The organism is Gilliamella sp. wkB308, from assembly GCF_001690185.1.
Lineage (GTDB): Bacteria > Pseudomonadota > Gammaproteobacteria > Enterobacterales > Orbaceae > Gilliamella > Gilliamella apicola_I.
Genome location: NZ_LZGN01000038.1, coordinates 332,993 through 356,965, shown reverse-complemented (window position 1 = coordinate 356,965; position 23,973 = coordinate 332,993). Strand labels below are relative to the sequence as shown.

Below are 23,973 nucleotides of genomic sequence, written 5' to 3'. Positions count from 1 at the left end.
TGTAACCGCTGACTTTCTGATTGAGTTAATACGTTATTGCTGCGAATAAAATTTTTATTCAACAATTTGATACTAAGATAAGTCCACAGTATTATAAAAATATAACTAATTAATATGTTAACAAAATTAATCGATTCATGAGTTAGAGACGAAGAAGAGATAACAGAATTTGAATAATTAAGTTTAGATCCAACCCAAGAAAAGATACCACTGTAGAAAAGCGATCGTCCTGCAACCTCCATTGAGGCAAATAAAATAGCAACAAATAAAGTATTAATAATATTTCTCGAATTGACTTGATGAATGGAATATTTATTAAATAATACTATTGAAACAACAAATAAAACAATCGAACAGGGTATTTGGAAGAAGAAGTTGATTACGACTTGCCTAGTTACATACCGAATAAATTGATTATTTGTCATATCTGACAATAAAGGATAATCATCAAATCCAGTAACATAGACTATGATATATAAAATATTAAATAACCAATAAAATAAAACTAATAATAGTGGTAGTTTAAAAAAAGTCCTGTCCAATTCCATTGTTATACCTATATTCCATTTATTTCAGAAATTAGCTTAAGTTTGAGTTTTGTGTTTACCTCGCTATAAGCAAACTTTGCAATCGAGTCAATACGTTGTATCGCCATTTGCCATTGCTCAAATTCCGGCTCAATTTGAAGATTTTGGTTTATTAATACTTCGTTTATTTGAATAAGTAACTGTTTATAATAAGTGAAATAATTATTTTCTAAAGCATATTCTTCATTTTGTTGCCAAAAGTTGAGTAAACTGGATAAATCTTGTTCAATTTGTGCAGAAAAGATTTCAGAAGTAACTGGTTTATTTAATAATAAACGGTAACCTCTTGAAGCCTTACTCTGCGAAAAAAGATGTAAGTTAAAACGACTTAACTCAATCGCAAAGTTAATCAAATCTTGTTTATTACCTTGTTTTATTTCGAGTTCAACTTCTTGTATTGGTTGAAATTTATCATTTGAGGTTATTTTGCCTATATCTAAAGCAACTTCAATTTCGCTATTTGCAAACGAGATTAACCACACTTGACGAGTAAAGTTAGTAGTAAAAAGTGGTTTTAAATTTTGCTGCAACTGTTCGATGTCACAATCGTTAGAAAATACGCCTACAGGAAATAGAGATAAATCGAGTTGTGGACGATTTAAATCAACATTATATTCAGCGCGTTCATGCAAACCGGCTATAGCATGACTATCACGTTTTAACGTCATTTCGTACTGTTTACTTTCGTTGTTTTCAGTTGTTCTAAGTCTTAATCCACAATGATGATTTCGCAAATAATTATCCGCTGTATCATAGTAGCAGTTACACAAAGATAAGGTTGAAAATGTACGCTGATTATTCGATAAGCTGGAAAATTCAAGCTCATCACTACTTGCCCATTGATTTAAAAAAGATTGTAGATCAGCAATATCACGATTATTTATCTGGAATTTTAACTCAATTTCATTACTCATGAATTTAAACAGGAATATGATTTATTTTGCTATATCATATCCCGATTAATAAAATAAATATACACTATTAGGCGGGAATAAACAGTTGATCATCACTTTTTATAATTAACCAACTGTTCAACTTAATTTATCATCACGTTTTTGGGTTAAATTATTACTTCACTACTCGGAATGGGTTTGTTGATTTCTTCTCGGTTTTATCAGATTTCTGAATATCGGTTTCGCGTTGCTGTTTATATTCGGGTTCGTCTTCAAATCCCATCCCCACGCCATTTTCACGAGCATAAATTGCTTCTACTGCTGACATCGGCACAACAATATGTTGTGGCACACCTGAAAATCGCGCATTAAATTCAATTTTTTCATTCGTTGCCATATATTGTGCAACAGAATGGGGAGCAATATTTAAAACGATCTGATTATCTTTAACAAACTCTTGCGGAACAAGAACACCCAATACCGAAGCATTTACCACGATATAAGGAGTGAGTTCATTATCAACAATCCAATCATAAAACGCCCTGAATAAGTAAGGGCGTCGGGCAGTCATTTGGTTAGGATCCATTTAGATTACCTTCTAAAATCACATCATAAATTAGAGCAGATAAATTATTATACTCTAATTTTTCTCTCATCTTCAGTTAATGAACTGATAAAAGCTGGACGTTCAAAAATTCTAGCCATGTAGGCTAAATAATTTTTTTCAGCAACTTTAGGTAATTCAATACCAAGTTGAGGTAATCGCCATAATAGCGGAGCGAAATAACAATCGCATAACGTAAAATCATCACTCATAAAAAAGTCTTTTTCTTTAAACATGACAGAAATTGAGACTAAATCATCAAGAAGATTTTTACGTGCGACTTTAGCAGCATCACTATTTGGATCAGCGATAATGGTTTCATAGGCACTGTACCATTCTCTTTTAATACGATACATTGTTAATCGAGAATTAGCACGCACAATCGGATAAACAGGCATTAATGGTGGATGAGGAAAACGTTCATCGAGATATTCCAACGCTATATGAGGCTCATATAATGTCAAATCGCGATCTATCAACGTTGGAATTGAACCATAAGGATTAAGATCCAGCAACTCCTGAGGTAAATTATCCGCAGTTACAAACTCAATTTCAGCAGTCACACCTTTTTCTGCCAACACAAATCGGATCTGATGACCATAGATATCTGTTGTATCACAAAATAATGTCATTACAGAACGTTTATTAACAGCAACAACCATGTTCACTCCAAATATGCAAAATTTAAAATAGGTTTAGAGAGCTTCTATTCTAACAAATTGGATAACAAAATTGTTAAAAAAAATTAATTTTCTTATCATCTTTCTTCAAATAATCGTTTTTATTGTGAAAAACTTTGACAATTTACAATGTTTAAGTCAATTAAAACCAATACAATTTATCAATAACAATTAGGCTCACAACAAATCATCAGATGAAATGAACAAAAAGACTTTGGTAATTTGAAATGTGACCAAAATTTAGTCATAAAAAAACCCAGATAATGCTGGGTTTTTGAAATAATTTTGTAACGTCTGCAATTAACGTTTGCTGAATTGTGGACGACGACGTGCTTTGCGTAGACCCACTTTTTTACGTTCAACTTGACGTGCATCACGAGTAACAAAGCCCGCTTGACGTAATGAAGAGCGTAAAGTTTCATCATATTCCATTAATGCACGAGTAATACCGTGACGAATTGCACCCGCTTGACCTGAAATACCGCCACCTTTAACAGTGATGTAAAGATCAAGTTTGTCAGTCATTTCAACTAACTCTAGAGGTTGCATCACAACCATACGAGCAGTATCACGACCAAAGTATTGCTCTAATGAACGTTTGTTAATAACGATGTTTCCACTACCTGGTTTGATAAACACACGAGCAGCAGAACTTTTGCGGCGACCAGTACCGTAATATTGATTATCAGCCATCTTCTATCCCCTTAAATATCTAATACTTGCGGTTGTTGTGCCGCATGATTGTGCTCGCTACCAGCATAAACTTTAAGTTTACGGTACATTGCACGACCAAGAGGACCTTTCGGTAACATGCCTTTTACAGCAATCTCGATGACTTGTTCAGGATGACGTTCAATCATTTCTTTAAAAGTCGCTTCTTTAAGTCCACCGATGTAACCAGTATGACGATAATAGATCTTATCAGTGCGTTTTTTGCCTGTTACAGCAACTTTTTCTGCATTGATAACGATAATATAATCACCTGTATCTACATGTGGTGTATATTCTGCTTTATGTTTACCACGCAAACGGCTTGCGATCTCAGTAGCTAAACGACCTAACGTTTTACCTGCTGCATCAACAACATACCAGTCGCGTTTAACTGTTTCTGGTTTAGCTGAAAAAGTACTCATTCGTATTTATCCAATTTTTAATTAATCTCACGTTAATAAATCAAACGATTTATTTACACTTTTTGATTGCAATGATCAAGTAACTAACCCCTTCGAGTTGTTATATTAACCTTGACAACCGAAAACAGCGTTGGGAAAACACTGTTGTAACGTGGGTTGCAATATTATACAGAAATATAGTAAAAGTGCTAGGATTTGTCATAAAAAATTATAGCAAGAAAAAACGCTTGCTGTTAAACTCTAAAACTCAATTAATCTAAGCATATTATTCCAGATGAGCCATATAATCCAACTTACCGACAAAGATTACATTAGCAAAGGATTACATCGTAAATGTTATCATCATCCAAGCAATCCTTCTCAATGTATTAAAGTCAATTATAATGACGGAGCGGAACAAGAAACTAACCGCGAAATTGCCTATTATAAGCATCTTATTAAACGCAATATCTCGTGGGATGCGTTAGCCAAATATTATGGCCCTGTGCAAACAAATTTTGGTGAAGGACATCTTTTCGAATTGATTCGTAATTATGATGGAAAAACTGCTACACCACTCGAAACATATCTTGCTGACCAACAATTAACGCAACAATACTATGATGAATTAATTGTTTTGTTAAAAGCACTAAAGTCAAACTTGCTAAACAATCGTATTATTACGATGACGATTAAAAGCAAAAATATATTATTTCAACATCTTTCAGAACAAAAAAATCGGCTGGTCATTATCGATAATATTGGTAATTCTACCTTTATTCCGATTGCCAACTATGTCCCCTATTTTGCTAAATCGAAGATTGAGCGCACATGGCAACGTTTTTTAAAATCAGTCATCAAAGATAATTGGCATAATCCACTGGTGGCTAAGTTAATTGATGAGGTAAATCAGTAAGCCGTAGCTGAGCAACGGTACCTTGATGATGATCATGACGATTTTCTAAAGTAAACGACCCATGATGTAACTTTGAAATACGATTTACTATACTTAATCCAAGCCCTATTCCATCATGTTTTCGATCCATACGGAAAAAGGCTTGAGTTAATTTTTCGCTTTTAGACTCGTCAATTCCGCTACCTTCATCGACGACATTAATAATAATGCCTTTTGCATCTTTAAAACAATTAACGACAATTTTAGTATTGGGCGGACTATAACGACAACTATTTTCAACCAAATTTCGAATCAACAATCTAATTAAAGTGGTATCTCCTTCAAACATCAGTTTTTTATCGGGTATATTCCATTGAATCGCTTGTTGCTTATGTAATGCTTGCTCTGATAACTCTTCAAAAAGCGGCAACATAATATCATCATGAAAATTAATTTTTTGATAGTGACCAACGGTAAATTTTTGACTAGCTCTGGCAAGCATTAATAACTGTTCGACGGTATTAACTAAGCGATCGATACGATCAATTAATTCATGACAATCGATATGATGTGTTGATTCTAATAACTCTAAATGCAAACGGATACCGGCTAATGGTGTTCGCATTTCATGCGCAACATCAGCCGTAAAAAGACGCTCTTGAGCAAGCGTACTGCTTAATCGGACAAACAACTTATTTAAAACAGTGGTAATGGATTTAATCTCTCGCTTATTACTAATCGGATCAATAGGACTAAGATTATCTTCGGTTCGTTCATTTAAATCTTTTTCTAACACTTCTAATGGTTTTGTAATCCATTTAATGGCTTTATATGCAAGGAATAAAGTGACTAACATCATTGAAAAAGCAGAACAAAATAAGGCAAAAATAGCTTCTAATTCTTCATGTTCGACCACTTCATCAATCTTGTTTTGACTTAGGGTCAAATTTACCAATACATCTATCTGTTCTTTACTTTCATGCCATAACCATAACACCGTAATGATCTGGCAAATGAGCATAATCGCCCCCAAAGTGAAAAAAAGATTCCAACGAATACTTTGACGAATATTATTTAAGGATTTAAAGATCATCATGTTTTTCATTTAATAAAAAAATAATAATTTAATGGTCGCTATTGAGTTGATAACCATAGCCCCGCACAGTTTTGATCAAACTTTTACCTAATTTAGTTCGTAACCCATGAATATAAACCTCAAGTACATTGGAACTTGGATCACTTTGCCAATCATATAAATCATTTTGTAATAAATCACGGTGTACTTTTTCACCAGCTTTTAACATCAGTCGAGAAAGTACAACAAACTCTTTAGGCGTTAATATTACTTCACGCTGATATTGAGTGACAATTTGTTGCTTAATATCAATAGTAATTGAACCAAAGCAAATAACATTATCAGCTGTGCCCTGATTACGTCGAATTAAGGCTCTAACACGGGCTAAAAGTTCAGTTAAAGCAAAAGGTTTAATAAGATAATCATCGGCACCATGATCTAATCCTTCAACTCGATCTTCAATGGTATCTCGAGCGGTTAAAATAAGCACCGGGGTATCAATCTGTTTTTTACGCCAACGCGTTAGCAAATCTAAGCCGTCACAATCAGGTAAACCCAGATCCAATATTATCAGACTAAATTGACCAAATTGAATAAACTGCTCAGCTTGTTTACCATTAGATGCCACTTCACACACATAACCATTAGCGGTAATGCCATCATAAAGCCCTTTTTGAAGAAGGCTATCATCTTCAACAATAAGTATTTTCATTAGGTGTTATCCTATTGTCGATTGGACATTCATAATAAATGTTCCTTAATTAACGTAATAATAGTGTTATTAAAAAATTTAATTACTGGATTAACTTACTTAACCTTATTGAGTTATCGATAAATACACTCGATCATTTAAGAAAAGCAACCCAAAATTTAGACACAAAATAAGCCGATAAAAGACTGATAATAAAACTGATTATAATATCTAAAGGCCAATGAATACCTAAATAAACCCGGCTCCAACAAACCAATAATGCAACCACAAAACAGCAATAATATAATTTTTTAACTTGTTGCTTTGCATTAAAAAAAATTGAAAAAAACAGTGTCCATACAAAAACAGCATGTTGGCTTGGTAACGAACTATTGGTTTCGTGATACAGATAATGGGTTCCAACATCTAGCGCAAAAGGGCGAGGCGAATAAAATAGATGACGTATCACAAAAGAAATTAATAGCGCTAACACTAAACTCACTATAATTTTAACAATCGATTGTCGATAATCGGGTTTTAAAAACCAATAGCCAGCTAACATGATAATTGGAAAAAACATTAAATAATTAGCACAAAAGATTGCAAAGTAGATAAAGGATTTTGATGCTTGATCAGAAGCATTAATCAATAAAAAGAGTTTAGTATTAATATCATACCACATGAAAAGTTGAACAGACTGAATTATTCATATCAAAAATGTAACGTATTAACCTTAAAAAAACCTTAACAACCCTTTTTAATCTATTTTACATGAGTGACTTATCGTTATACGGGTTTAATTTTAATACTGAAAAATTAGACATATTTATTTATGGTCGAAGCCATAATGCAACCAACATTTAGCCAAAAATGAAACTGTAATATCAAGCAACCAACAAATGAAAAAATAAACCACAATGACAAATAAAAAAATCTCAGTCGGATAAACCATACTAAGATTATTAATTTGTGTTGCAACAAAGGTAAATTCGGCAACACCGACAATATAGGCCAAAGAAGTATCTTTAATCAGTGAAACCCATTGGTTAACAAACGACGGCAACATCATTTTTAATGCTTGCGGTAAAATGATAGCGATAATCACTTGCGCTTTATTCAATCCCAATGAATAAGCAGCTTGCCACTGATCTTTACCAACTGCAATCATACCGGCATGAACAGAGTGACCAATATAAGCAGCCCCAATTAATGATAAAGCAAAGATCACGGTCGCAATAGCCGGTACATCGATATTAAAAATCACAGGCAATAGAAAATAAGTCCAAAAAATTAACATGATGACTGGGATTGCTCGCAAAAAAGCAAGAAGCGTGATGAGTAACTGACGCATTCCCCCTTTTAGCACGGTCAAACCGATACCGGCTAAAATGCCTAACAGAGTTGAAAAAACAATCGCAACAATGCTCATTAACAACGTCAAAAACATGCCACCAGGAAAGTTACCCCACATCAGATAACCCAAATTATTCCAAATAACAGCAAATCCCATAAAATCCATAACTGACTAACCTTTACTTATTTGCAATCGACTTGCTTGATAAATCTTACTTGATAAATATTGCCAAGCGTTCCTACTATCACAATGGCAAAAATATATAACAAAGTTGCAATAGCAAAATCTTGAAACGTCTTTAACGTCTCTGTTTCGACTTGCCGAGAAACATAAGAAAGTTCAAGCACACCGATAGCCATGGTTAATGATGAATTTTTGATAACATTCATATATTGCCCAATTAATGGCGGAAAAGCGATGCGAATACTTTGTGGTAAAATGATAAACCGCATACTTTGCCACCACGTTAACCCCAACGCTAAAGACGCTTGTTGTTGACCCTTTGCTACGCCTAAAATACCAGCCCGAAACTCTTCAGCAATAAAAGCACTGGAATAAAAAGTTAAAGCTATTAAACCAATAATAAACTCAAAAGAAGGCATTTTTAACGTTAAAAAAAAGAGTTGAATTTGGGGTTCATCAAATAACCACACTTTAAATTCAATAGGTAATAAATTACCGACACCAAAATACCAAAAAAACAGTTGGGGCAGTAAAGGCGAATAACGAAAAATAGCATTGTAGGCTGTTACTGCTCCTTTGATGATTTTGATATGACTTTGTTGAGCAATGACTAACAAAAAACCCAGCACGGTTGACAATATTATGGTGAATAACGAAATCGCAAGCGTCACTAAAAAACCGTCCCACAACCACCACAAATATCGTGGTTCAAGTAATTGCTCAACCATCTATCTATTGACCTTTACCAATTTTGAAATCACCACGAGGCATTGCTGACGTCGTTTCGGGTCCAAACCAACGATTATAAATCGTCACTGCTTCACCGTCTGTTTCAAGATTTAACAAGATTTGATCCACTTTATCTTTTAGACGAGTTTCACCTTTAGGAATACCAACCGCTTGATATTCTTGCGTAATACTAAAGGGTGAAATTTCAAAAACGGCACGTTGATCTTCCGGTATATTGGCAAGTAAACCAATCAATTTAGCATCATCTTGCGTAATAGCTTGCACCACACCATTACGTAATGCTGCAAACGCAAACGGCGTATCATCATACGATATTACTTTAGCGGTAGGATATTTTTCACGTAGGGTAATTTCCATTACTGTCCCTTTATCGGCGCCTATACGAAGATTTTTTAAATCATCCGGTGATGTTAATACCCCTTTTTTTGCCACAAATTTTTGTCCGGTAGCAAAGTAAGGCACACTAAAATCGACCGCTTTGGCACGCTCTTCAGTTACGGTGAAATTAGCCACAATTAAATCGGCTTTTTGTGAAGTTAATAATGGTATACGATTAGCAGGATTAGTCGGTACAAGTTCAACCTTTACCTTTAAAGCTTTACCGATTTCATTGGCATAATCCACATCTAACCCGACAATATTATGCGTTTTTTCATCAACAAATCCAAAGGGTGGATTACTATCAAATACCGCAATTTTAATTACCCCTTTTTTTTCGATATCATCAAGACGATCAGCATAAACCGAACTTGCAACCAATAACGAGCCGATTAATGCAGCTGCCGACAGTGACTTAGTAAAAAATTTCATTGTTATTATCCCCCTTTGGACTTAATAGGGTTTTAAGTTTATCAATAAAAAATCGAAGGGAATAAATAACGATTATTTAGGTGTTTATAACTTAAAGTTATATTAAAAATGTTTTATAGTCTTATAAGTAAAGCGAAAAATTATCTGAATTTAGAGAACATTTCTATTTACACTCACTCGGGCGGATTTGATACTCAAAAAAGTAAATGAAAAGTAAGATAAATTTCTGCTCTTTGCCAAAAAAATATTTCAAATTATCATAAGCCGAACTCGCAACCAAAAATGAGCCGATTAAGGTAACCACTGTCAGTGACTTTGTTAAAATATATGATTATCCCCCCCCTTTGGACTTGATAGGTTTTTTAAGTTTATCAATAAAGTATCGAAGGGATAATAACGATTATTTAAATGCTTTTAACTTAACGTTATATTTATAAAAGAACTAGTGATAGTAAGTTCAGTTTAAACTAAACATATCAAAATGCCTTTAAATAATCATTGCTATCATCAATTTTTTATTACGTCTACTTGGTATTTATGGATCAAGTTTTGCCAGTTCAGATGACCAAATTTCTTGGAATTCATGATCATAAGTTTTTATTTCTCCATATTGAGAAAGCGGAATGATAATAGCTAAAGCAACGGCTGCCACAAAAATAATGATAAAACAGGTCATCAAAATATTTTCGTTTGCCGGAATTAAAGCAATCAAAGTAAACAGTAACGAAATGATACTTATAAGATAAACAACCGGTAAAATAAATAATTCAATTTTTTGATTTGAAGGCTGCATATTTTTATCATACAACTGCATGATATGAATCTCATCACCACACTGCGCTACAACCATTTGCCCTTTTTGACCTTGATTTACGGCTTCGGCAGCAAGCGATAACGTCAACCATGCGTGGCTATCATCTAAAACACCTAAGTTCTCATCCAAATGGTAAAGCTTATTCGGTTCGATAATGATCTCACTGTCATTATCTAAAAATGTTCCCTTTAAAATATTCAATGCAGAAGCAGGCAGATGCGCTGCCCATAATTGTCGAACCTGTTTTTTTTCAATCTGTTCAGCTTTAATTAAGTATTCAATATCATCACTTAAATCCGTTAATTTGGTTATAATGGGGCGAAATACCCTTAATTTTGAAAGTTTTGACGCTTTATTTTCATTTGAAAATAATAAAGCACAACAATATTCACTAAAAGGTAAACTATTTTTGACATCATACACCAAATTAATAATCAAGGTTGTTTGATTATCATATTCATCTACCCATTCATTAATCATTTTTGGCGAAGGGATTTGATCTGACGCACTGATATTGGAATCACGAATACTGATATTATTTATATGACAAAAATTAATCAGATTAGTCATAGCTAAATCTGAATTTTTTAATGTATTTAATTGCACTTTTATATTTGAAAATTGATTAATTTTCTTCTTCATTGGAAGCAGTATTTTTTCAAATATATAAAAAAATGCTGAACTATTCAAATTGTGCAAAGTCGAAATGGGAACTTGTTTTTCTGGGTTCATAGGTGGACTACCTTCTAACCCCATAATTTTCAAGCCTAGATTTTCAATATCGGTAAGATATTGTGAATCAACTAACCAAATAGATTGACGAGTCCAATTTTGCCACTGTTCGTGTTTACTTTCGATTTTTTTATTAAAAAAAAGAACGTAAAGTAATTTATGATGATAAATATTATACATTATTCCAGTAATCGACAAACCAAAACATAGTGGTGCAATAACAAAATATAAGCAACTTAACCCGAGATTTGGTAATATGTTTTCAGCATTGATAAGTACTACAGCAAAAGCAAAAATAGCAATACTTACCACAAAAACTAATAGATATAAAAAGACAGAAAAGTTTTTAGGCAATGCTTTTTTGGGTATATTAGGAAATTTCCACTGCATTATTCGCTCCCTGCTACGGGTAAAGTTGAGATTAAAGAACAACCACAAGCTGATTTACAACCATTCACAGCTACATTACGATCAAACATTTTCCAAGTAGGATGACCTTCAACAATATTATTCACCCCATGACCTTTTTTGGGACACGAAACTTGATCACCAACTAAAGCAACCGGTTTTCCATCAAATTTAGCGCCTGACGCACTAATGACATTTCCACCATGTGAATGGGGATCACCCAAGCGAATCACACCTTTCATAATATTAATAACTCCTTTTTATATATTTTTACTTTTCCGCCCCGACAACACAGCGAATCTTATCCCAGCCTTGATAGGGTTCGGGGTGGATGCTTCGTGCAGCTTGCACCCGTTCTAAATAATTAGGTTTGTGATATATTTCCCAGTATGCTCCAAATGGTTGCATACCTAAAAAATTAGGATTTTTTTGCTGGATAAGGCTTGGATCAATATCATTTAATGAATGAAATGACTGCTGATTTTTTGTTCCAAACTTGTCATTATCATAAAATACGGTTTCCCCAAACAGTACATTACCATTTTTTAATATAAAATAACCGGTATTGCCCGGAATGGTGATAGTATTCATAAATCCACTTGAATCACTCTTTCTTATATCTTCAAATGTTACATTAAGTGGACTATCATCCACACCAATAAAACGCTCAACCCTTTCTGCCGGCACTGCGGCATAGCTTGTGACTTCACCAATGTGAAACGTTCGCCCTTGATCTAACGAAAACAGAACAAATGACATATCATTTGCCGGAATAGCAATATAATTTTTGCCCGGATTGTAATAGTGAAACGTTGGTAATTGTGTTTTGGTGAAAAACGGAATATTGATTCGGGTATGAATATTGTTAGCATCATCGTGATACCACATTAACCCTTCACAGTTTTCACCTTGTAACTCTAAATAACGGTGTTCGTCGTAACGATAAACCACCTGACGCTTTTGGCTTAAATAATAATATGTTGCTTTTTCGTAATGAGTTATGGTACTTATTGTGAGTTCATTCGGAGAATCATACATATATGGGTAGACGATTTCATATCCTTCTCGTGGCTCAGCCATTGGAATATCTAACCCCACTTTTTTAACCTGATCGGGTCGAGCATTCCCAACCAGATAAAATGACAACCAGATTATTGCCGGCACCACAACCAGCAGCAAAAATAGCCCTTTTAATTTATGATTCATGCGTTACCTCGTCATGACTTAATCCTATTACCGCTCGCAACTTGTTTTGCCATTGATGAAACGGTTTAAAGCGACTTTGAATTATCACCTCTTGCTTTAGACTTGGGTCACACTGCCAACGGTCCCAGCCCGTATACTGGTCTGGCATTGTTGGCAGGCTTGCAGGCGGGTTGTCCCAGCGGGGGCCCATATAGCGATCATAACCTTCTAAAATGGCTTGGTTGATTGGCGATAATAAATCATAGCCAATTCTTGTACCATAAGGCTGTGGCGAGCGATATATACCTCTGTTTTTATCCAACACAAATATTTGATTATTCAGCACCACTATTTGTTCAACCGTATCAACCATTGGGCGGTAATACCCCTTTACCTTATCCGAAGTATGAAAATGGGTGGTTCGAAAGGTACGCCCGCCGTCACGTGAGTAGTCAATCCCTGAATAATCTCTTAAAGGGACAAAAATATAATCTTCGGGCATATGGCTAAACGGTTCGGTTAGTGCTCGGGCTGAATGTAGCGCTAATTCCGAATAGATCTGTTTTTGTTCGTCAATATAATATAACCGCCCTTGACATCCTAAACCGGTCAGCTGCAACGAACGGTAGTTGTCAAATTTAAACACTATTTGGGTTGGCGCTCCTAAAACCGTGCGGTCTTGACCCGGTATTGGCATTAATGCCCAAAAACAGATTAGAAAAGCGCAATAGCTAATCGCCATTAACCCTCGCTTTTTTTGGACATAACTGTAAATGACTAACCCTGTTGTCACTAAAAGATAACAAAATGCTAACATATTACTTTTCCGCCCCAACAACACAGCGAATCTTATCCCAGCCTTGGTAGGGTTCGGGGTGGATGCTTCGTGCAGCTTGCACCCGTTCTATATAGTTAGGTTTGTGATATATTTCCCAGTATTTTCCAAAAAATTGCATACCTTTAAAATTAGGATCTTTTTGCTGGATAAGGCTTAGATCAATACCTTTAAGAGAGTGAAAAGCTTGTTTATGCTGATTACCTGGTTGGACATTAAAAGACGGTGGTTCTTGATCATAAAATACCGTTGCTCCAAAAAGTACATCGCCATTGTTTAATATAAAATAACCAGTATTACCTGATATGGTTTTGGTTCGAGTATAAGCTCTCGAATTTTCGCGACGAATATCCGTAAATTGTACATCTAGTGGGCTATCGTCGATACCAATAAAACGCTCGACCTTTTCTGCCGGCACTGCGGCATAGCTTGTGACTTCACCAATGCGAAATGTTCGCCCTTGATCTAACGAAAACAGAACAAATGACATATCATTCGCCGGAATAGCAATATATTTTTTGCCCGGATTGTAATAGTGAAACGTTGGTAATTGTGTTTTGGTGAAAAACGGAATATTGATTCGGGTATGAATATTGTTAGCGTCATCGTGATACCACATTAACCCTTCACAGTTTTCACCTTGTAACTCTAAATAGCGGTGTTCGTCGTAACGATAAACCACCTGACGCTTTTGGCTTAAATAATAATATGTTGCCTTTTCGTAATTAGTTATGGTTCTTGTTGTGATTTTATTAGGTAAGTCATACATATATGGGTAGACGATTTCATACCCTTCTCGTGGCTCAGCCATTGGAATATCTAACCCCACTTTTTGAACCTGATCGGGTCGAGCATTCCCAACCCAATAAACTGACAACCAGATTATTGCCGGCACCACAACCAGCAGCAAAAATAGCCCTTTTAATTTATGATTCATGCGTTACCTCGTCATGACTTAATCCTAAAACCGCTCGCAACTTGTTTTGCCATTGATGAAACGGTTTAAAGCGACTTTGGATTATCACCTCTTGCTTTAGACTTGGGTCACACCGCCAACGGTCCCAGCCTGTGTACTGGTCTGGCATTGTTGGCAGGCTTGCAGGCGGATTGTCCCAGCGGGGGCCCATATAACGGGTATGCCGTTCTAAAATAGCTTGGTTGGTTGGCGATAATAAATCATAGCCAATTCTTGTACCATAAGGCTGTGGCGAACGAAATATGCCTCTGTTTTTATCCAACACAAATATTTGATTATTCAGCACCACAATTTGTTCAACCGTATCAACCCTTGGACGGTAATAATATCCTTCTAGCTTATCCGAAGTATCATCAAAATGCGTGGTTTGAAAAGTACGTCCACCGTCACGGGAGTAGTCAATCCCTGAATAATCTCTTAAAGGGACAAAAATATAATCTTCGGGCATATGGCTAAACGGTTCGGTTAGTGCTCGGGCTGAATGTAGCGCTAATTCCGAGTAAATCTGTTTTTGTTCGTCAATATAATATAACCGCCCTTGACACCCTAAGCCGGTCAGCTGCAACGAGCGGTAGTTGTCAAATTTAAACACTATTTGGGTGGGCGCCCCTAAAACCGTGCGATCTTGACCCGGTATCGGCATTAATGCCAAAAAACAAATTAGAAAAGCGCAATAGCTAATCGCCATTAACCCTCGCTTTTTTTGGACGTAACTGTAAATGACTAACCCTGTTGTCACAAAAAGATAACAAAATGCTAACATTTAAGGCTCCTTAATATCGGGATCGGGTAATGGCCATTGTGGCTTTTCGCTTAATTTGCGATATTTTTCTTTCATCAATTCTTTTGCTACAATTGTTTTGCTAGAAGGATCATGATAAAAACTATTATCTACTAAATCATCGCCAATTGGCATGTGTTTGGTTGGATAATTCATCGCTTTTTTTAAATCATCTGGCAAAATGCCATAACGACTATATAAGACTGTTTCCGTATCGTTATTTTCGGGGTGGCGCCAATCGGCTATAGCACGCCATTCAAAAAGAAGCCGCTGGTCTTGCAGGGTAATGCCGTTCACCACGCCAAGGGCTAGATCGTAAGCCATAATTTTTGCTGGTGCATCTTTGCTGTTGGTGATGCCTGAATGGTGACTACTTTCATCCTTTTTACTGTCCACCAGTTCACGAATGGCATCCTTTAATTGTTGATTTGATAGATAATAATAAATTCGAATTTGGTCTTTATCTTTACCCATATCGTTATTACCGATATACCTAAAATATTTAATCCCCCGATCCGACAGTTGCAAATCATCGTTAAGTTTTTTTAATAAAACCGGATCGGTAATGACTGGTTTCCCGAATAGATCAATCGGGTTAGACGGCGGTATATAACTTGGTCGGGGTACGGTTACATTGATTGTCCCTTGTTTTAGTTTTTCTATTTTTTGAGGATTTTTATTATAGATATCCCCATAATGTATGGCTCGGCTCAGTTTAGTTTTATCACCGGGCTGATCAACTTGATAAATCATGGTTTCGGGCACTTCTTCACCATTAATAATCCGCTCTGTAAGGATAAAAGGCGCAGTTTGAATGTCACCGGTGGAATAGTTATCACATTGTGCCGTTGCAAATTTCAACATTTGTATCGATGCATCGAATGAATTATTGGGTCTGATTTTTAAACTTGGATTATCGCGCAATAGCACGTCCGGACTTGAGCACATTGCACCCTGTTCTTTCATTTCACTAGACGATACCTTATTATAGGTTTGTTCTGGGTGGTCTTTTGCCATTTCGGCAAAAGTCGGGCGATATGTCACAATCACAGAGCGACCGCCAGCAAAATAATGACCATGTTCAATTGTCCCTTCAAATTTGCTGAATAACGGTTCTTGCTTGAGTCTTTGCAGCTGTTCAGAAAGTAATACGACTGTGTTGGCTACTTTACCACCTCGAACACCAATATCAACATAGGTAACCCGCTGTTTGTAATCCTCTAAACTGATATAGTCCGGATAGTCTTGTTCGTTAATGGTCATGCTCACTAAAGGAATAATAAAATTTGGATTGATCGGATTGTTACCGGCAATAACTTTATGAGAAAACACTCGCTGCCTTAAATTTTCATGGCACGCTTTAATGATATGATCAGGAATCCCTTTCCACCCCATCCCTTGCACATTCCATAACGAAACCACGTGATCATTGGGACTAAAATAGTGATACACTTTGCCAAAGTTATCGCGATAAAACATCTCCTCGTCTTTGCCCAAGCGATCATACTGTTTTTCGCTACCGTCCGCTTGAATATATTTTTCATCAGGGTTAACGGTGGTATTAATAATGTAGTTTTCTTTTAGTGTTTCTGGCGTGAATTTTTTATTTCTCAAATCCTGTGAGTCTTTAATTTTTTTAACAAAGTTGATAAACGTCTTTTCGCGACTTTGTTCAGTTTGAATACCCATATAGAGATCTTTCGATAACACTTCAGCATACGACGGGTCAAAGGCATAGGGTGAGTGTGCCAAAATTACGCAATCAGCAGGCAAAACATTGTCTTTTGCTAATAAAAAAGTTGCCAGCATAGTAATAATAGTGCCTTGACTGTGCGCCACAATGTTAATCGGAATATCTTGCCTGTCGGTATCCTTCCTAATTTTTTTAATCAATTTTGCTAACCGGTAAGCTGCAAATGCAAAATAGATACGATGCGGGTTATCATAACTTTTTGAACCTTCAGGGGTAACTATTTTTCCGCCAAAGGCAAGTAAACCTGACATGCCTGGTCCATACATATCGGGGATCGAGGTGGTCGCATTGGCAAACGGCCCCCCATTACGGTGATAACCATAATCGATCCAATTAAAAAAATTATCACTATTGAGTTTATCGACAGCAAGGGTACCGGTATCTAATTTAAATTCCCGATCTAGCCAATAACTGCTGTAGGGTAATTCAGGATCAATCACCGACGGATCTTTGAGTCTTTTTTCATAAGCGCGTTGATCTTCATCATACATTTGTTTATCGACCGGACGATACCCCCAAAAAAAGGGAATAACTGGGGAGTAGTGACTTTTGGTTATTGCTATTCTTGGTGCAAAGTTGTCACTTTCCTCTTGAATCGTCGCCCATTCATTGGGAATTAAATCACAACGACCTAACCGCTTATTTAATCCTTTACAGATACCTTGATCCTGATTTTCAAATGCTTCACCAATATCATTTACCCCATGGATTAAAATAACTATACAAGGTAATGGTGCCGGTACATCAACGTTACACGTCAACATTGCATCGGTCGAATTTGATGGAACGCCACTCACCTTTTCAACTGAATGAAGTACTTTATCTGAGTCTGTTTTATTCGACATTCATCATTCCTTTGTTAATATTTCAATTTTTAAATCATCTAATTCAGTCATCGGTAATTGTTCGGTGTTACCACTTTCATCCGTCATGCCGTCTTGCGTACTACCGTCACTAAAATGAATTCGGTAAGGATGATTTTTAAGTACTTGAGTGGGTGATCCATTTACACGTAACTTAAATTTACGCCCAAAATCGCCTTTTTGGAAAGAAGGTGTAACTTCTTTTATACTTTCCGCCCCAGAATAGGACAATAGTGCGGTTTTTTGTAAAATACTGGTTGGTGCAATTAACTCAATGGTCCCATCTTTAATGCGTATGCCTGCCCCACCACTGAGTAGTAATAATTCTTTATTGGCATTGATCGTGACTTTGCCATCGGTACTAGTTATAAACATATTTTTTTGGGATATTACTTCCATTTCGTCAGATTGCGCTTGAATTTGAATGCGACCCGATGCCGCAATCAGTTTGATCCCTAATTTTTGTGCGAATATCGACACCATTTCGCCAGCAGCCATGGATAATTTTTTTAAAATATTGACGCTGGCATTTTTACCTGCTGTGACAATAATATTTTCACTGGCTGCACTTTGAATACTTTTTGGTGATGTTTGGGCAATCCCTTTTTCACCGTGAATGACGACCGTTGATTCTTGTAATTGATTTGTTGCGCTAAGCAGTGTTTGTTGTTCGTTAATGTCAGCCGGTTCAGCACCACTTAATTTGCCACATTCAATCAAGGTGTAAGAAATTTCTAAAGATTTTTCTACCTGTTGGATTGATTGTTTCATATCAAGTTGTTGACCTTCAGCCTTTTCTTGCGATATGGTGCTGATATAGACCCCTTTAGCAGCACGCATTGCCCCCCATTCATCAGTGCGTAACTCAAAGCCTTCACCACGTTTATGTTTTTCGCTATCTACTAAATGACCAATGTTGAGTTGCGTTTTACCGTACTCAGTGGCAAGCTTGATATGTTCTTGCCCACGTTTGTCATCCATGCGCAGCTTGTTGTTCGCTGGTGTACGAATTACATTGCGGTGTTTGTTGATTGTGGTGACATGATCGGGGTGCGTGCTGTCATGCATAGCATGGGCAATATAAGGTCTGTCCGGGTTACCATTAGTAAATGCAACCGCCACTTCTGTACCGTCTATTAACGGAAAATGAAAGCCGTACGTATTACCCGAATAAGGTTTTGCCAGTCTTACCCATAAACTTTCTTCGCCTTTTTTCCAATTTTTTAAATCAAAATTGAATTTGATGCGATAGCGCCCTTTTGTATCGATATAACCATAAGTATCATCATCCGGACTGGTTACCCGTGCCGGTAAAGTACCGCTAACTTGTGGCCAAGGAAGTGGCAAAGGACGATAAGGTTTTAATACATCATATGGAATGGCAGTAAAATGGGTTTCGTAAGAGTCTGTTCGATCTCCATGACTTTTGGTAGAAAGAATGATAATACCTTCTTTTATGTCATAAATCGGACATTCTTCAATAATAAGACGTTGACCCGGCACCAGTTGATAATCATTACATTTACCATAGATAATGAATTGTTCTGATATATAGTGTTGGTGACGTATGTGCGCATACCATTGCCCACTTTCAACGGTTTGTTTATCACCCAATACTTTATAATGCTCTTCATAACGGTAGTCATCGCCATGGGTTGTGATATCTTTAGGCTGGCTATTGGTTGAGCCATGTAGTTGACTGTTTGCCATGCGATAATTGTAGTCGTTAACACTAACTTGCTTAGGTTTGGTTTTAGTACTAAATTGTAAGTCCCATATGCTATGACGTTGATTATCTGTTAATCCACTCGGCTGTTTGATTATAATACTGCCGGCATCTTCCAGTCCTTGTTCATAATCACTCATCACGATAACATCACAATGGTGCTTAGGATGTGTTTCGAAATAGAACCAAATCCCGACATCGGCAAGTAATCTTTGTATAAACGCTAAATCTGATTCTTGCCATTGGGTGATAAATTCACGAGCCGGATAAGTTTCGTTTAATTCAAAACGAAAATCAATTCCTGTAAAACCATGATTACGTAATACTTCTTCAACCACATCAACTACGCTTGTGTTTTGATAAATTGCACTTTGGTGATGGTTGGCTAATAAGGCTATCCTTGGCACTAATGTAACGCAATAATGTGCTTCGTCTTTACTCATTGAAACAAGGCTAAACTCTGTGATAACACCGTAAATTTTTCTTGATTTATCAAGCTTATCAAGGGAACTGATTTGAGTTAACTTTAAAGGTAATTGACGAGGATGAAAAGTAAGCGATGCGGTTTGATTAAGTATCGAATCAATGGATATATGCTTATTTGGACTGGTAAAATGAATTGTATATTGCCATGGTTGGTTTAATTCTTCTTTACCTTCAAGTGATAATATTGATATTGTTGTCAGTAAATCTACACCATCAATTGAAAGGGAATAATTATTTTGCGCTGAATGTCCAGTTAATAAGTTTCCTGCTAAAGAAGACAAACTGTCTATCAACTGCTCCTTTGTTTTCATAATCTTGTTCCCTTATATTCTATTTCTTAACTTTAATAACAAAACTCTGCATTTATTTTCATCATATTATCATAAAATTTACATAATAATACTCATAAAATACATTTTTTAGAGATATATCACAAAGATATTTAAATACGAGTGTAATCAAGAAAACATCCATTTAAATAGTATGGGTAATCAAGGGGGGAATAATAATTTTATTTTTTATCACAATGACACGATACACGTTTCAAATTTTTAACAATCTTTTATTTTAAGCTGATAAACTTTGCCTGTATTTGGGGTTGGTCACTTTACACAACGCAATTAAGTTTTGGTTTATCCCTGTGTATACAGGGAACATTTTTTTCAAGTCATCGTATATATTACTATTACAAATCCCTGGTTTATCCCTATGTATATAGGGAACACTCCGCTTTTGCTATGTCCTGCTCCAGCGAATCCGGTTTATTATAGGGAACACATCAACAGCGCTTTTTAAATTTATAACAAACACTTTCATCAATTAACAATTCTCAATCACAATTTGCAATATCAATAATTGTTAACTATATGATTAATTCAATTAATTGACAATAACCTGTAACTAATAATTTTGTATAACTTATTATAAACGATCGTTATTTGTTGCCAGATATTACAAAATCGACGTCCGCGTTACACGCGTCCAGATATTTAAAAATTGTTTTTATATTGGCATGATCTGGGTTGTTTTCAATTCTACTGATATTTGACGGCGACACGTCTAACTGTGCAGCCAAATCGGTTTGTGTAAACCCCGCGCGTTCACGCGCGTTAATCAGAAATGCCCTCAATTTCCACGTTTTTTGGGATTCGCGATACGCGGCTAGGGCTGTGGGGTTTGCTAAAACCCTATTTTTGAGTTCCTCGAATGTTGTGCTATGTTTTTTTCTAGTGGTCATTTTCAATCATCTCCTGTAGTCGGGTTCTAGCTATTTTTAGAGCATTAGCAGGCGTTTTATTCGTTTTTTTGACAAACGCGGATCCCTATGTTTATAGGGAACAGCTATATAGCAAAGCCGATACGCCGACCAAAAACGGTTTATCCCTATGTATATAGGGAACACATTCTTAATTCTCTTGGTTCTACTAACGGTATCGGTTTATCCCTATGTGTATAGGGAACACTACCACTGTAAAAACATTTGTTCGCATGCGAACGGTTTATCCCTATGTGTATAGGGAACACGTCTTTCGGTGTCTTGCAGCGGAATGGTTTTCCGGTTTATCCCTATGTGTATAGGGAACACGCTTGGCTGCCATATTGAGGTTGGCATTTTGAGCGGTTTATCCCTATGTGTATAGGGAACACTTTTAATCGGTCCAGCCATTTATCGGCGAACGCGGTTTATCCCTATGTGTATAGGGAACACTCCGTCATGCGAATACCGAATGCCGAAAGCGAACGGTTTATCCCTATGTGTATAGGGAACACAATTTGTAGTTTTCTCCCGCCTCTCTCATTGACGGTTTATCCCTATGTGTATAGGGAACACAATCGTACCCAAAAAATTCGTGTTTAGCAACCCGGTTTATCCCTATGTGTATAGGGAACACTACGGCGACGGCTAAATTTGATTTATATATACCGGTTTATCCCTATGTGTATAGGGAACACCCGCACCCTGATCAATATGTTTGAGATTTCGGCGGTTTATCCCTATGTGTATAGGGAACACTTACCCTGCAATTGAGCCTCTGACAAAAATGCCGGTTTATCCCTATGTGTATAGGGAACACGTGTTTGCTGGCAGACATACCCCCCGGAGCCACCGGTTTATCCCTATGTGTATAGGGAACACCCCATACGAATAACTATCGTATTCTGAGCATTCGGTTTATCCCTATGTGTATAGGGAACACTTCTGTGATCGGCACTGAACGATTACGCCGCCCGGTTTATCCCTATGTGTATAGGGAACACTCTTCTTGTTGTTCTTCCCATGCACCCGCCTCCGGTTTATCCCTATGTGTATAGGGAACACGGATTACTTTAAAGAGGCTCATGGTAAATTATCGGTTTATCCCTATGTGTATAGGGAACACAGCTGATGACGCAGGACAAAGCTTTAAAAACTCGGTTTATCCCTATGTGTATAGGGAACACCCTTATTATAACTTATTGTTTATTAATTAAAATAGGGAGGTATAAAATTCTACCAATTTTTTTGATTATTTTTTGAGCAATTGAGAATTGAGCAAAAACAGCTTAAATTTATAATTTAATCAAACTGTTAAATATGATTTATAAGGGGCTTTTTACGATACACATTCTTGTAATTTTTTTGTCTACCAAACAATTTGGTATCATCATGTGTCTGTAATCGATTGGTTAAAGGTTAATGACAAATTACCGTGCACTATACATCTTTGTATTCTTTCACCTTATCCGTCTTTCCGTACATATTTGATATCAATTCTTTTGTTGATATCATTTAAGTGAAAAATATCGTTTAATTTTGTTTAATATTCTACATAATATTTGGTGTATATTTTGTTGGTGAGTTGACGTGAAAACATGTCACTAGCATAGAAAAAAGCCCTAAAAGGGCTTTTTTATGGTTTTGGTAATGTAAATTTTTTGACCCCATCTTTCGCTTTAGTCTGTGCAATTGTCATAATTTCGATGAAATCTGCTTGATTTTTTTCAAAATCCTCAGCTGTTTTAAATTTCTCTAATGTATTTGGTTTTTGCTTATCAAATTCCCACATTGCTAAATAAACAGCCTCAAGTTTGTTAGATGGTTTATCATTTATATCTAATTTATCTAGATCGCTCATTACTGAATTGAGGAACTTATCGAAATAACTATCAGCGGTTACGCAACTTTTCAACGAAGGAAATATGACATTATTTTTAGAGCCAAGACAAATCATATCAAGCTTAGTTCCTTTATTGATATTCATGGCATCATCTTTATTTTTTAATTCAAGCGAAACATATTCAAATTGATTTTTTCCATTCGCTACTACATAGGGATCGCCTGTCAAACTGGTTTTTACTCCTGATGCAACTGTTTTAATATTAACCAAATTTTTATCATATTTTTTTTCGTAAACATATTGGTTATCACCATATTCTTTGATTAGCTGTGCTGCACTAACCGTTGGCATTGCATCCATAAAGCCTGATTTTCCATTCTCTCTGAACACCTCTATATCATCTTCTATTAAAAATTCAATGATCCTTTTTGCATTTTCATTTGCTGAGACATTAAAACCAATACAAGCCAGAATGGCGCTAAAAACTACTTTTTTCATGTGATATTTCCTGTAAATTAAAATTTATAAAACCATAAATTAACAAATTAAATATAACTTTTCAAATTTTTCAATAATATAATTTATATTTACTCTGTCAGTTAATGCCACACAAGTCGCCGTAATGGTCTGTTGACCCAATTGTTTGGTCACCGTTTTATTGGTTTGGTTTGCTTGCTTGACC

Annotated in this window: 22 protein-coding genes and 1 CRISPR repeat array; of the genes, 1 reads left to right on the top strand and 21 read right to left on the bottom strand. The window is 36.0% G+C overall.

The genetic code is table 11. The features are described 5' to 3' along the window. Positions 1–556: 556 nt before the first annotated feature. From A9G10_RS09505 to rplM, 5 genes are all read right to left on the bottom strand, one after another. The gene (locus A9G10_RS09505; RefSeq protein ID WP_065559296.1) at positions 557–1,501 is read right to left on the bottom strand and encodes a CYTH domain-containing protein; all 945 of its coding nucleotides are present in this window, start codon (positions 1,499–1,501) and stop codon (positions 557–559) included. Between the two features lie 154 nt (positions 1,502–1,655). Continuing rightward, positions 1,656–2,066, bottom strand: coding sequence for a ClpXP protease specificity-enhancing factor (locus A9G10_RS09500; RefSeq protein ID WP_065559295.1), 411 nt, complete (start codon positions 2,064–2,066; stop codon positions 1,656–1,658). A 47-nt stretch (positions 2,067–2,113) separates the two neighbouring features. Further along, positions 2,114–2,746 (bottom strand): stringent starvation protein SspA, encoded by a 633-nt coding sequence (sspA, locus tag A9G10_RS09495; RefSeq protein WP_065559294.1) that lies wholly within the window; start codon positions 2,744–2,746, stop codon positions 2,114–2,116. Positions 2,747–3,064: 318 nt separating this feature from the next. Further along, on the bottom strand, positions 3,065–3,457 hold the full coding sequence (gene rpsI / locus A9G10_RS09490; protein ID WP_034901366.1) for a 30S ribosomal protein S9: 393 nt from the start codon (positions 3,455–3,457) through the stop codon (positions 3,065–3,067). A gap of 11 nt (positions 3,458–3,468) precedes the next feature. After that, positions 3,469–3,897 (bottom strand): 50S ribosomal protein L13, encoded by a 429-nt coding sequence (rplM, locus tag A9G10_RS09485; RefSeq protein ID WP_034901369.1) that lies wholly within the window; start codon positions 3,895–3,897, stop codon positions 3,469–3,471. 274 nt (positions 3,898–4,171) lie between these two features. Here rplM and A9G10_RS09480 point away from each other — a divergent pair, with 274 nt between their 5' ends. Beyond that, the gene (locus tag A9G10_RS09480; protein ID WP_065559293.1) at positions 4,172–4,792 is read left to right on the top strand and encodes a YrbL family protein; all 621 of its coding nucleotides are present in this window, start codon (positions 4,172–4,174) and stop codon (positions 4,790–4,792) included. On the opposite strand, the gene pmrB is transcribed toward A9G10_RS09480, so the two are convergent. The 16 genes from pmrB to A9G10_RS09400 all read right to left on the bottom strand — a co-directional run bounded on the left by pmrB (position 4,764) and on the right by A9G10_RS09400 (position 23,789). Beyond that, positions 4,764–5,867: a two-component system sensor histidine kinase PmrB gene (pmrB, locus tag A9G10_RS09475; RefSeq protein WP_218837381.1), complete on the bottom strand. Its 1,104-nt coding sequence runs from the start codon at positions 5,865–5,867 to the stop codon at positions 4,764–4,766. The genes A9G10_RS09480 and pmrB overlap by 29 nt on opposite strands. 28 nt (positions 5,868–5,895) lie before the next feature. Continuing rightward, complete coding sequence (pmrA, locus tag A9G10_RS09470) at positions 5,896–6,558, bottom strand: two-component system response regulator PmrA (protein ID WP_065559291.1); 663 nt, start codon at positions 6,556–6,558, stop codon at positions 5,896–5,898. Positions 6,559–6,691: 133 nt separating this feature from the next. Further along, complete coding sequence (locus tag A9G10_RS09465; protein WP_065559290.1) at positions 6,692–7,219, bottom strand: phosphatase PAP2 family protein; 528 nt, start codon at positions 7,217–7,219, stop codon at positions 6,692–6,694. A 144-nt stretch (positions 7,220–7,363) separates the two neighbouring features. Then, positions 7,364–8,047 (bottom strand): amino acid ABC transporter permease, encoded by a 684-nt coding sequence (locus tag A9G10_RS09460; protein ID WP_065559496.1) that lies wholly within the window; start codon positions 8,045–8,047, stop codon positions 7,364–7,366. Between the two features lie 26 nt (positions 8,048–8,073). After that, positions 8,074–8,802, bottom strand: a complete 729-nt coding sequence (locus A9G10_RS09455; RefSeq protein ID WP_065559289.1) for an amino acid ABC transporter permease — start codon at positions 8,800–8,802, stop codon at positions 8,074–8,076. Between the two features lie 4 nt (positions 8,803–8,806). Continuing rightward, positions 8,807–9,634, bottom strand: coding sequence for an ABC transporter substrate-binding protein (locus tag A9G10_RS09450; protein WP_065559288.1), 828 nt, complete (start codon positions 9,632–9,634; stop codon positions 8,807–8,809). A 535-nt stretch (positions 9,635–10,169) separates the two neighbouring features. Next, positions 10,170–11,570 (bottom strand): hypothetical protein, encoded by a 1,401-nt coding sequence (locus A9G10_RS09445; RefSeq protein WP_065559287.1) that lies wholly within the window; start codon positions 11,568–11,570, stop codon positions 10,170–10,172. After that, entirely contained in the window at positions 11,570–11,830 is a 261-nt protein-coding gene (locus tag A9G10_RS09440) for a PAAR domain-containing protein (protein WP_065559286.1), read from the bottom strand. The genes A9G10_RS09445 and A9G10_RS09440 overlap by 1 nt, the downstream gene beginning before the upstream one ends. Before the next feature lie 28 nt (positions 11,831–11,858). Continuing rightward, positions 11,859–12,794, bottom strand: coding sequence for a T6SS immunity protein Tli3 family protein (locus A9G10_RS09435; RefSeq protein WP_065559285.1), 936 nt, complete (start codon positions 12,792–12,794; stop codon positions 11,859–11,861). Further along, positions 12,784–13,590 (bottom strand): T6SS immunity protein Tli3 family protein, encoded by an 807-nt coding sequence (locus tag A9G10_RS09430; RefSeq protein WP_065559284.1) that lies wholly within the window; start codon positions 13,588–13,590, stop codon positions 12,784–12,786. The genes A9G10_RS09435 and A9G10_RS09430 overlap by 11 nt, the downstream gene beginning before the upstream one ends. A 1-nt stretch (position 13,591) precedes the next feature. After that, positions 13,592–14,545 (bottom strand): T6SS immunity protein Tli3 family protein, encoded by a 954-nt coding sequence (locus A9G10_RS09425; protein WP_065559283.1) that lies wholly within the window; start codon positions 14,543–14,545, stop codon positions 13,592–13,594. Next, positions 14,535–15,347: a T6SS immunity protein Tli3 family protein gene (locus A9G10_RS09420; protein WP_065559282.1), complete on the bottom strand. Its 813-nt coding sequence runs from the start codon at positions 15,345–15,347 to the stop codon at positions 14,535–14,537. The genes A9G10_RS09425 and A9G10_RS09420 overlap by 11 nt, the downstream gene beginning before the upstream one ends. Continuing rightward, a complete protein-coding gene (locus A9G10_RS09415) occupies positions 15,348–17,963 on the bottom strand; it encodes a T6SS effector phospholipase Tle3 domain-containing protein (protein WP_065559281.1) in 2,616 nt (871 codons plus the stop codon). Between the two features lie 3 nt (positions 17,964–17,966). After that, entirely contained in the window at positions 17,967–20,504 is a 2,538-nt protein-coding gene (locus A9G10_RS09410; protein ID WP_081299174.1) for a type VI secretion system Vgr family protein, read from the bottom strand. Between the two features lie 623 nt (positions 20,505–21,127). Further along, positions 21,128–21,430, bottom strand: coding sequence for a helix-turn-helix domain-containing protein (locus A9G10_RS13020; protein WP_065559280.1), 303 nt, complete (start codon positions 21,428–21,430; stop codon positions 21,128–21,130). A gap of 136 nt (positions 21,431–21,566) precedes the next feature. Then, positions 21,567–22,635: direct repeats of the CRISPR family, unit length 29 nt; unit sequence CGGTTTATCCCTATGTGTATAGGGAACAC. Positions 22,636–23,084: 449 nt separating this feature from the next. Continuing rightward, on the bottom strand, positions 23,085–23,789 hold the full coding sequence (locus A9G10_RS09400; protein WP_065559279.1) for an OB-fold protein: 705 nt from the start codon (positions 23,787–23,789) through the stop codon (positions 23,085–23,087). Positions 23,790–23,973: the final 184 nt, after the last annotated feature.

Coding starts and splice junctions, on each gene's coding strand:
- pmrB (WP_218837381.1), bottom strand. CDS start 5,867: ATGATGATCTTTAAATCCTTAAATAATATTCGTCAAAGTATTCGTTGG.
- rplM (WP_034901369.1), bottom strand. CDS start 3,897: ATGAGTACTTTTTCAGCTAAACCAGAAACAGTTAAACGCGACTGGTAT.
- A9G10_RS09455 (WP_065559289.1), bottom strand. CDS start 8,802: ATGGTTGAGCAATTACTTGAACCACGATATTTGTGGTGGTTGTGGGAC.
- sspA (WP_065559294.1), bottom strand. CDS start 2,746: ATGGTTGTTGCTGTTAATAAACGTTCTGTAATGACATTATTTTGTGAT.
- rpsI (WP_034901366.1), bottom strand. CDS start 3,457: ATGGCTGATAATCAATATTACGGTACTGGTCGCCGCAAAAGTTCTGCT.
- A9G10_RS09440 (WP_065559286.1), bottom strand. CDS start 11,830: ATGAAAGGTGTGATTCGCTTGGGTGATCCCCATTCACATGGTGGAAAT.
- A9G10_RS09415 (WP_065559281.1), bottom strand. CDS start 17,963: ATGTCGAATAAAACAGACTCAGATAAAGTACTTCATTCAGTTGAAAAG.
- A9G10_RS09400 (WP_065559279.1), bottom strand. CDS start 23,789: ATGAAAAAAGTAGTTTTTAGCGCCATTCTGGCTTGTATTGGTTTTAAT.
- A9G10_RS09480 (WP_065559293.1), top strand. CDS start 4,172: ATGAGCCATATAATCCAACTTACCGACAAAGATTACATTAGCAAAGGA.
- A9G10_RS09450 (WP_065559288.1), bottom strand. CDS start 9,634: ATGAAATTTTTTACTAAGTCACTGTCGGCAGCTGCATTAATCGGCTCG.
- A9G10_RS09435 (WP_065559285.1), bottom strand. CDS start 12,794: ATGAATCATAAATTAAAAGGGCTATTTTTGCTGCTGGTTGTGGTGCCG.
- A9G10_RS09445 (WP_065559287.1), bottom strand. CDS start 11,570: ATGCAGTGGAAATTTCCTAATATACCCAAAAAAGCATTGCCTAAAAAC.
- A9G10_RS13020 (WP_065559280.1), bottom strand. CDS start 21,430: ATGACCACTAGAAAAAAACATAGCACAACATTCGAGGAACTCAAAAAT.
- A9G10_RS09410 (WP_081299174.1), bottom strand. CDS start 20,504: ATGAAAACAAAGGAGCAGTTGATAGACAGTTTGTCTTCTTTAGCAGGA.
- pmrA (WP_065559291.1), bottom strand. CDS start 6,558: ATGAAAATACTTATTGTTGAAGATGATAGCCTTCTTCAAAAAGGGCTT.
- A9G10_RS09505 (WP_065559296.1), bottom strand. CDS start 1,501: ATGAGTAATGAAATTGAGTTAAAATTCCAGATAAATAATCGTGATATT.
- A9G10_RS09465 (WP_065559290.1), bottom strand. CDS start 7,219: ATGTGGTATGATATTAATACTAAACTCTTTTTATTGATTAATGCTTCT.
- A9G10_RS09460 (WP_065559496.1), bottom strand. CDS start 8,047: ATGGGATTTGCTGTTATTTGGAATAATTTGGGTTATCTGATGTGGGGT.
- A9G10_RS09430 (WP_065559284.1), bottom strand. CDS start 13,590: ATGTTAGCATTTTGTTATCTTTTAGTGACAACAGGGTTAGTCATTTAC.
- A9G10_RS09420 (WP_065559282.1), bottom strand. CDS start 15,347: ATGTTAGCATTTTGTTATCTTTTTGTGACAACAGGGTTAGTCATTTAC.
- A9G10_RS09425 (WP_065559283.1), bottom strand. CDS start 14,545: ATGAATCATAAATTAAAAGGGCTATTTTTGCTGCTGGTTGTGGTGCCG.
- A9G10_RS09500 (WP_065559295.1), bottom strand. CDS start 2,066: ATGGATCCTAACCAAATGACTGCCCGACGCCCTTACTTATTCAGGGCG.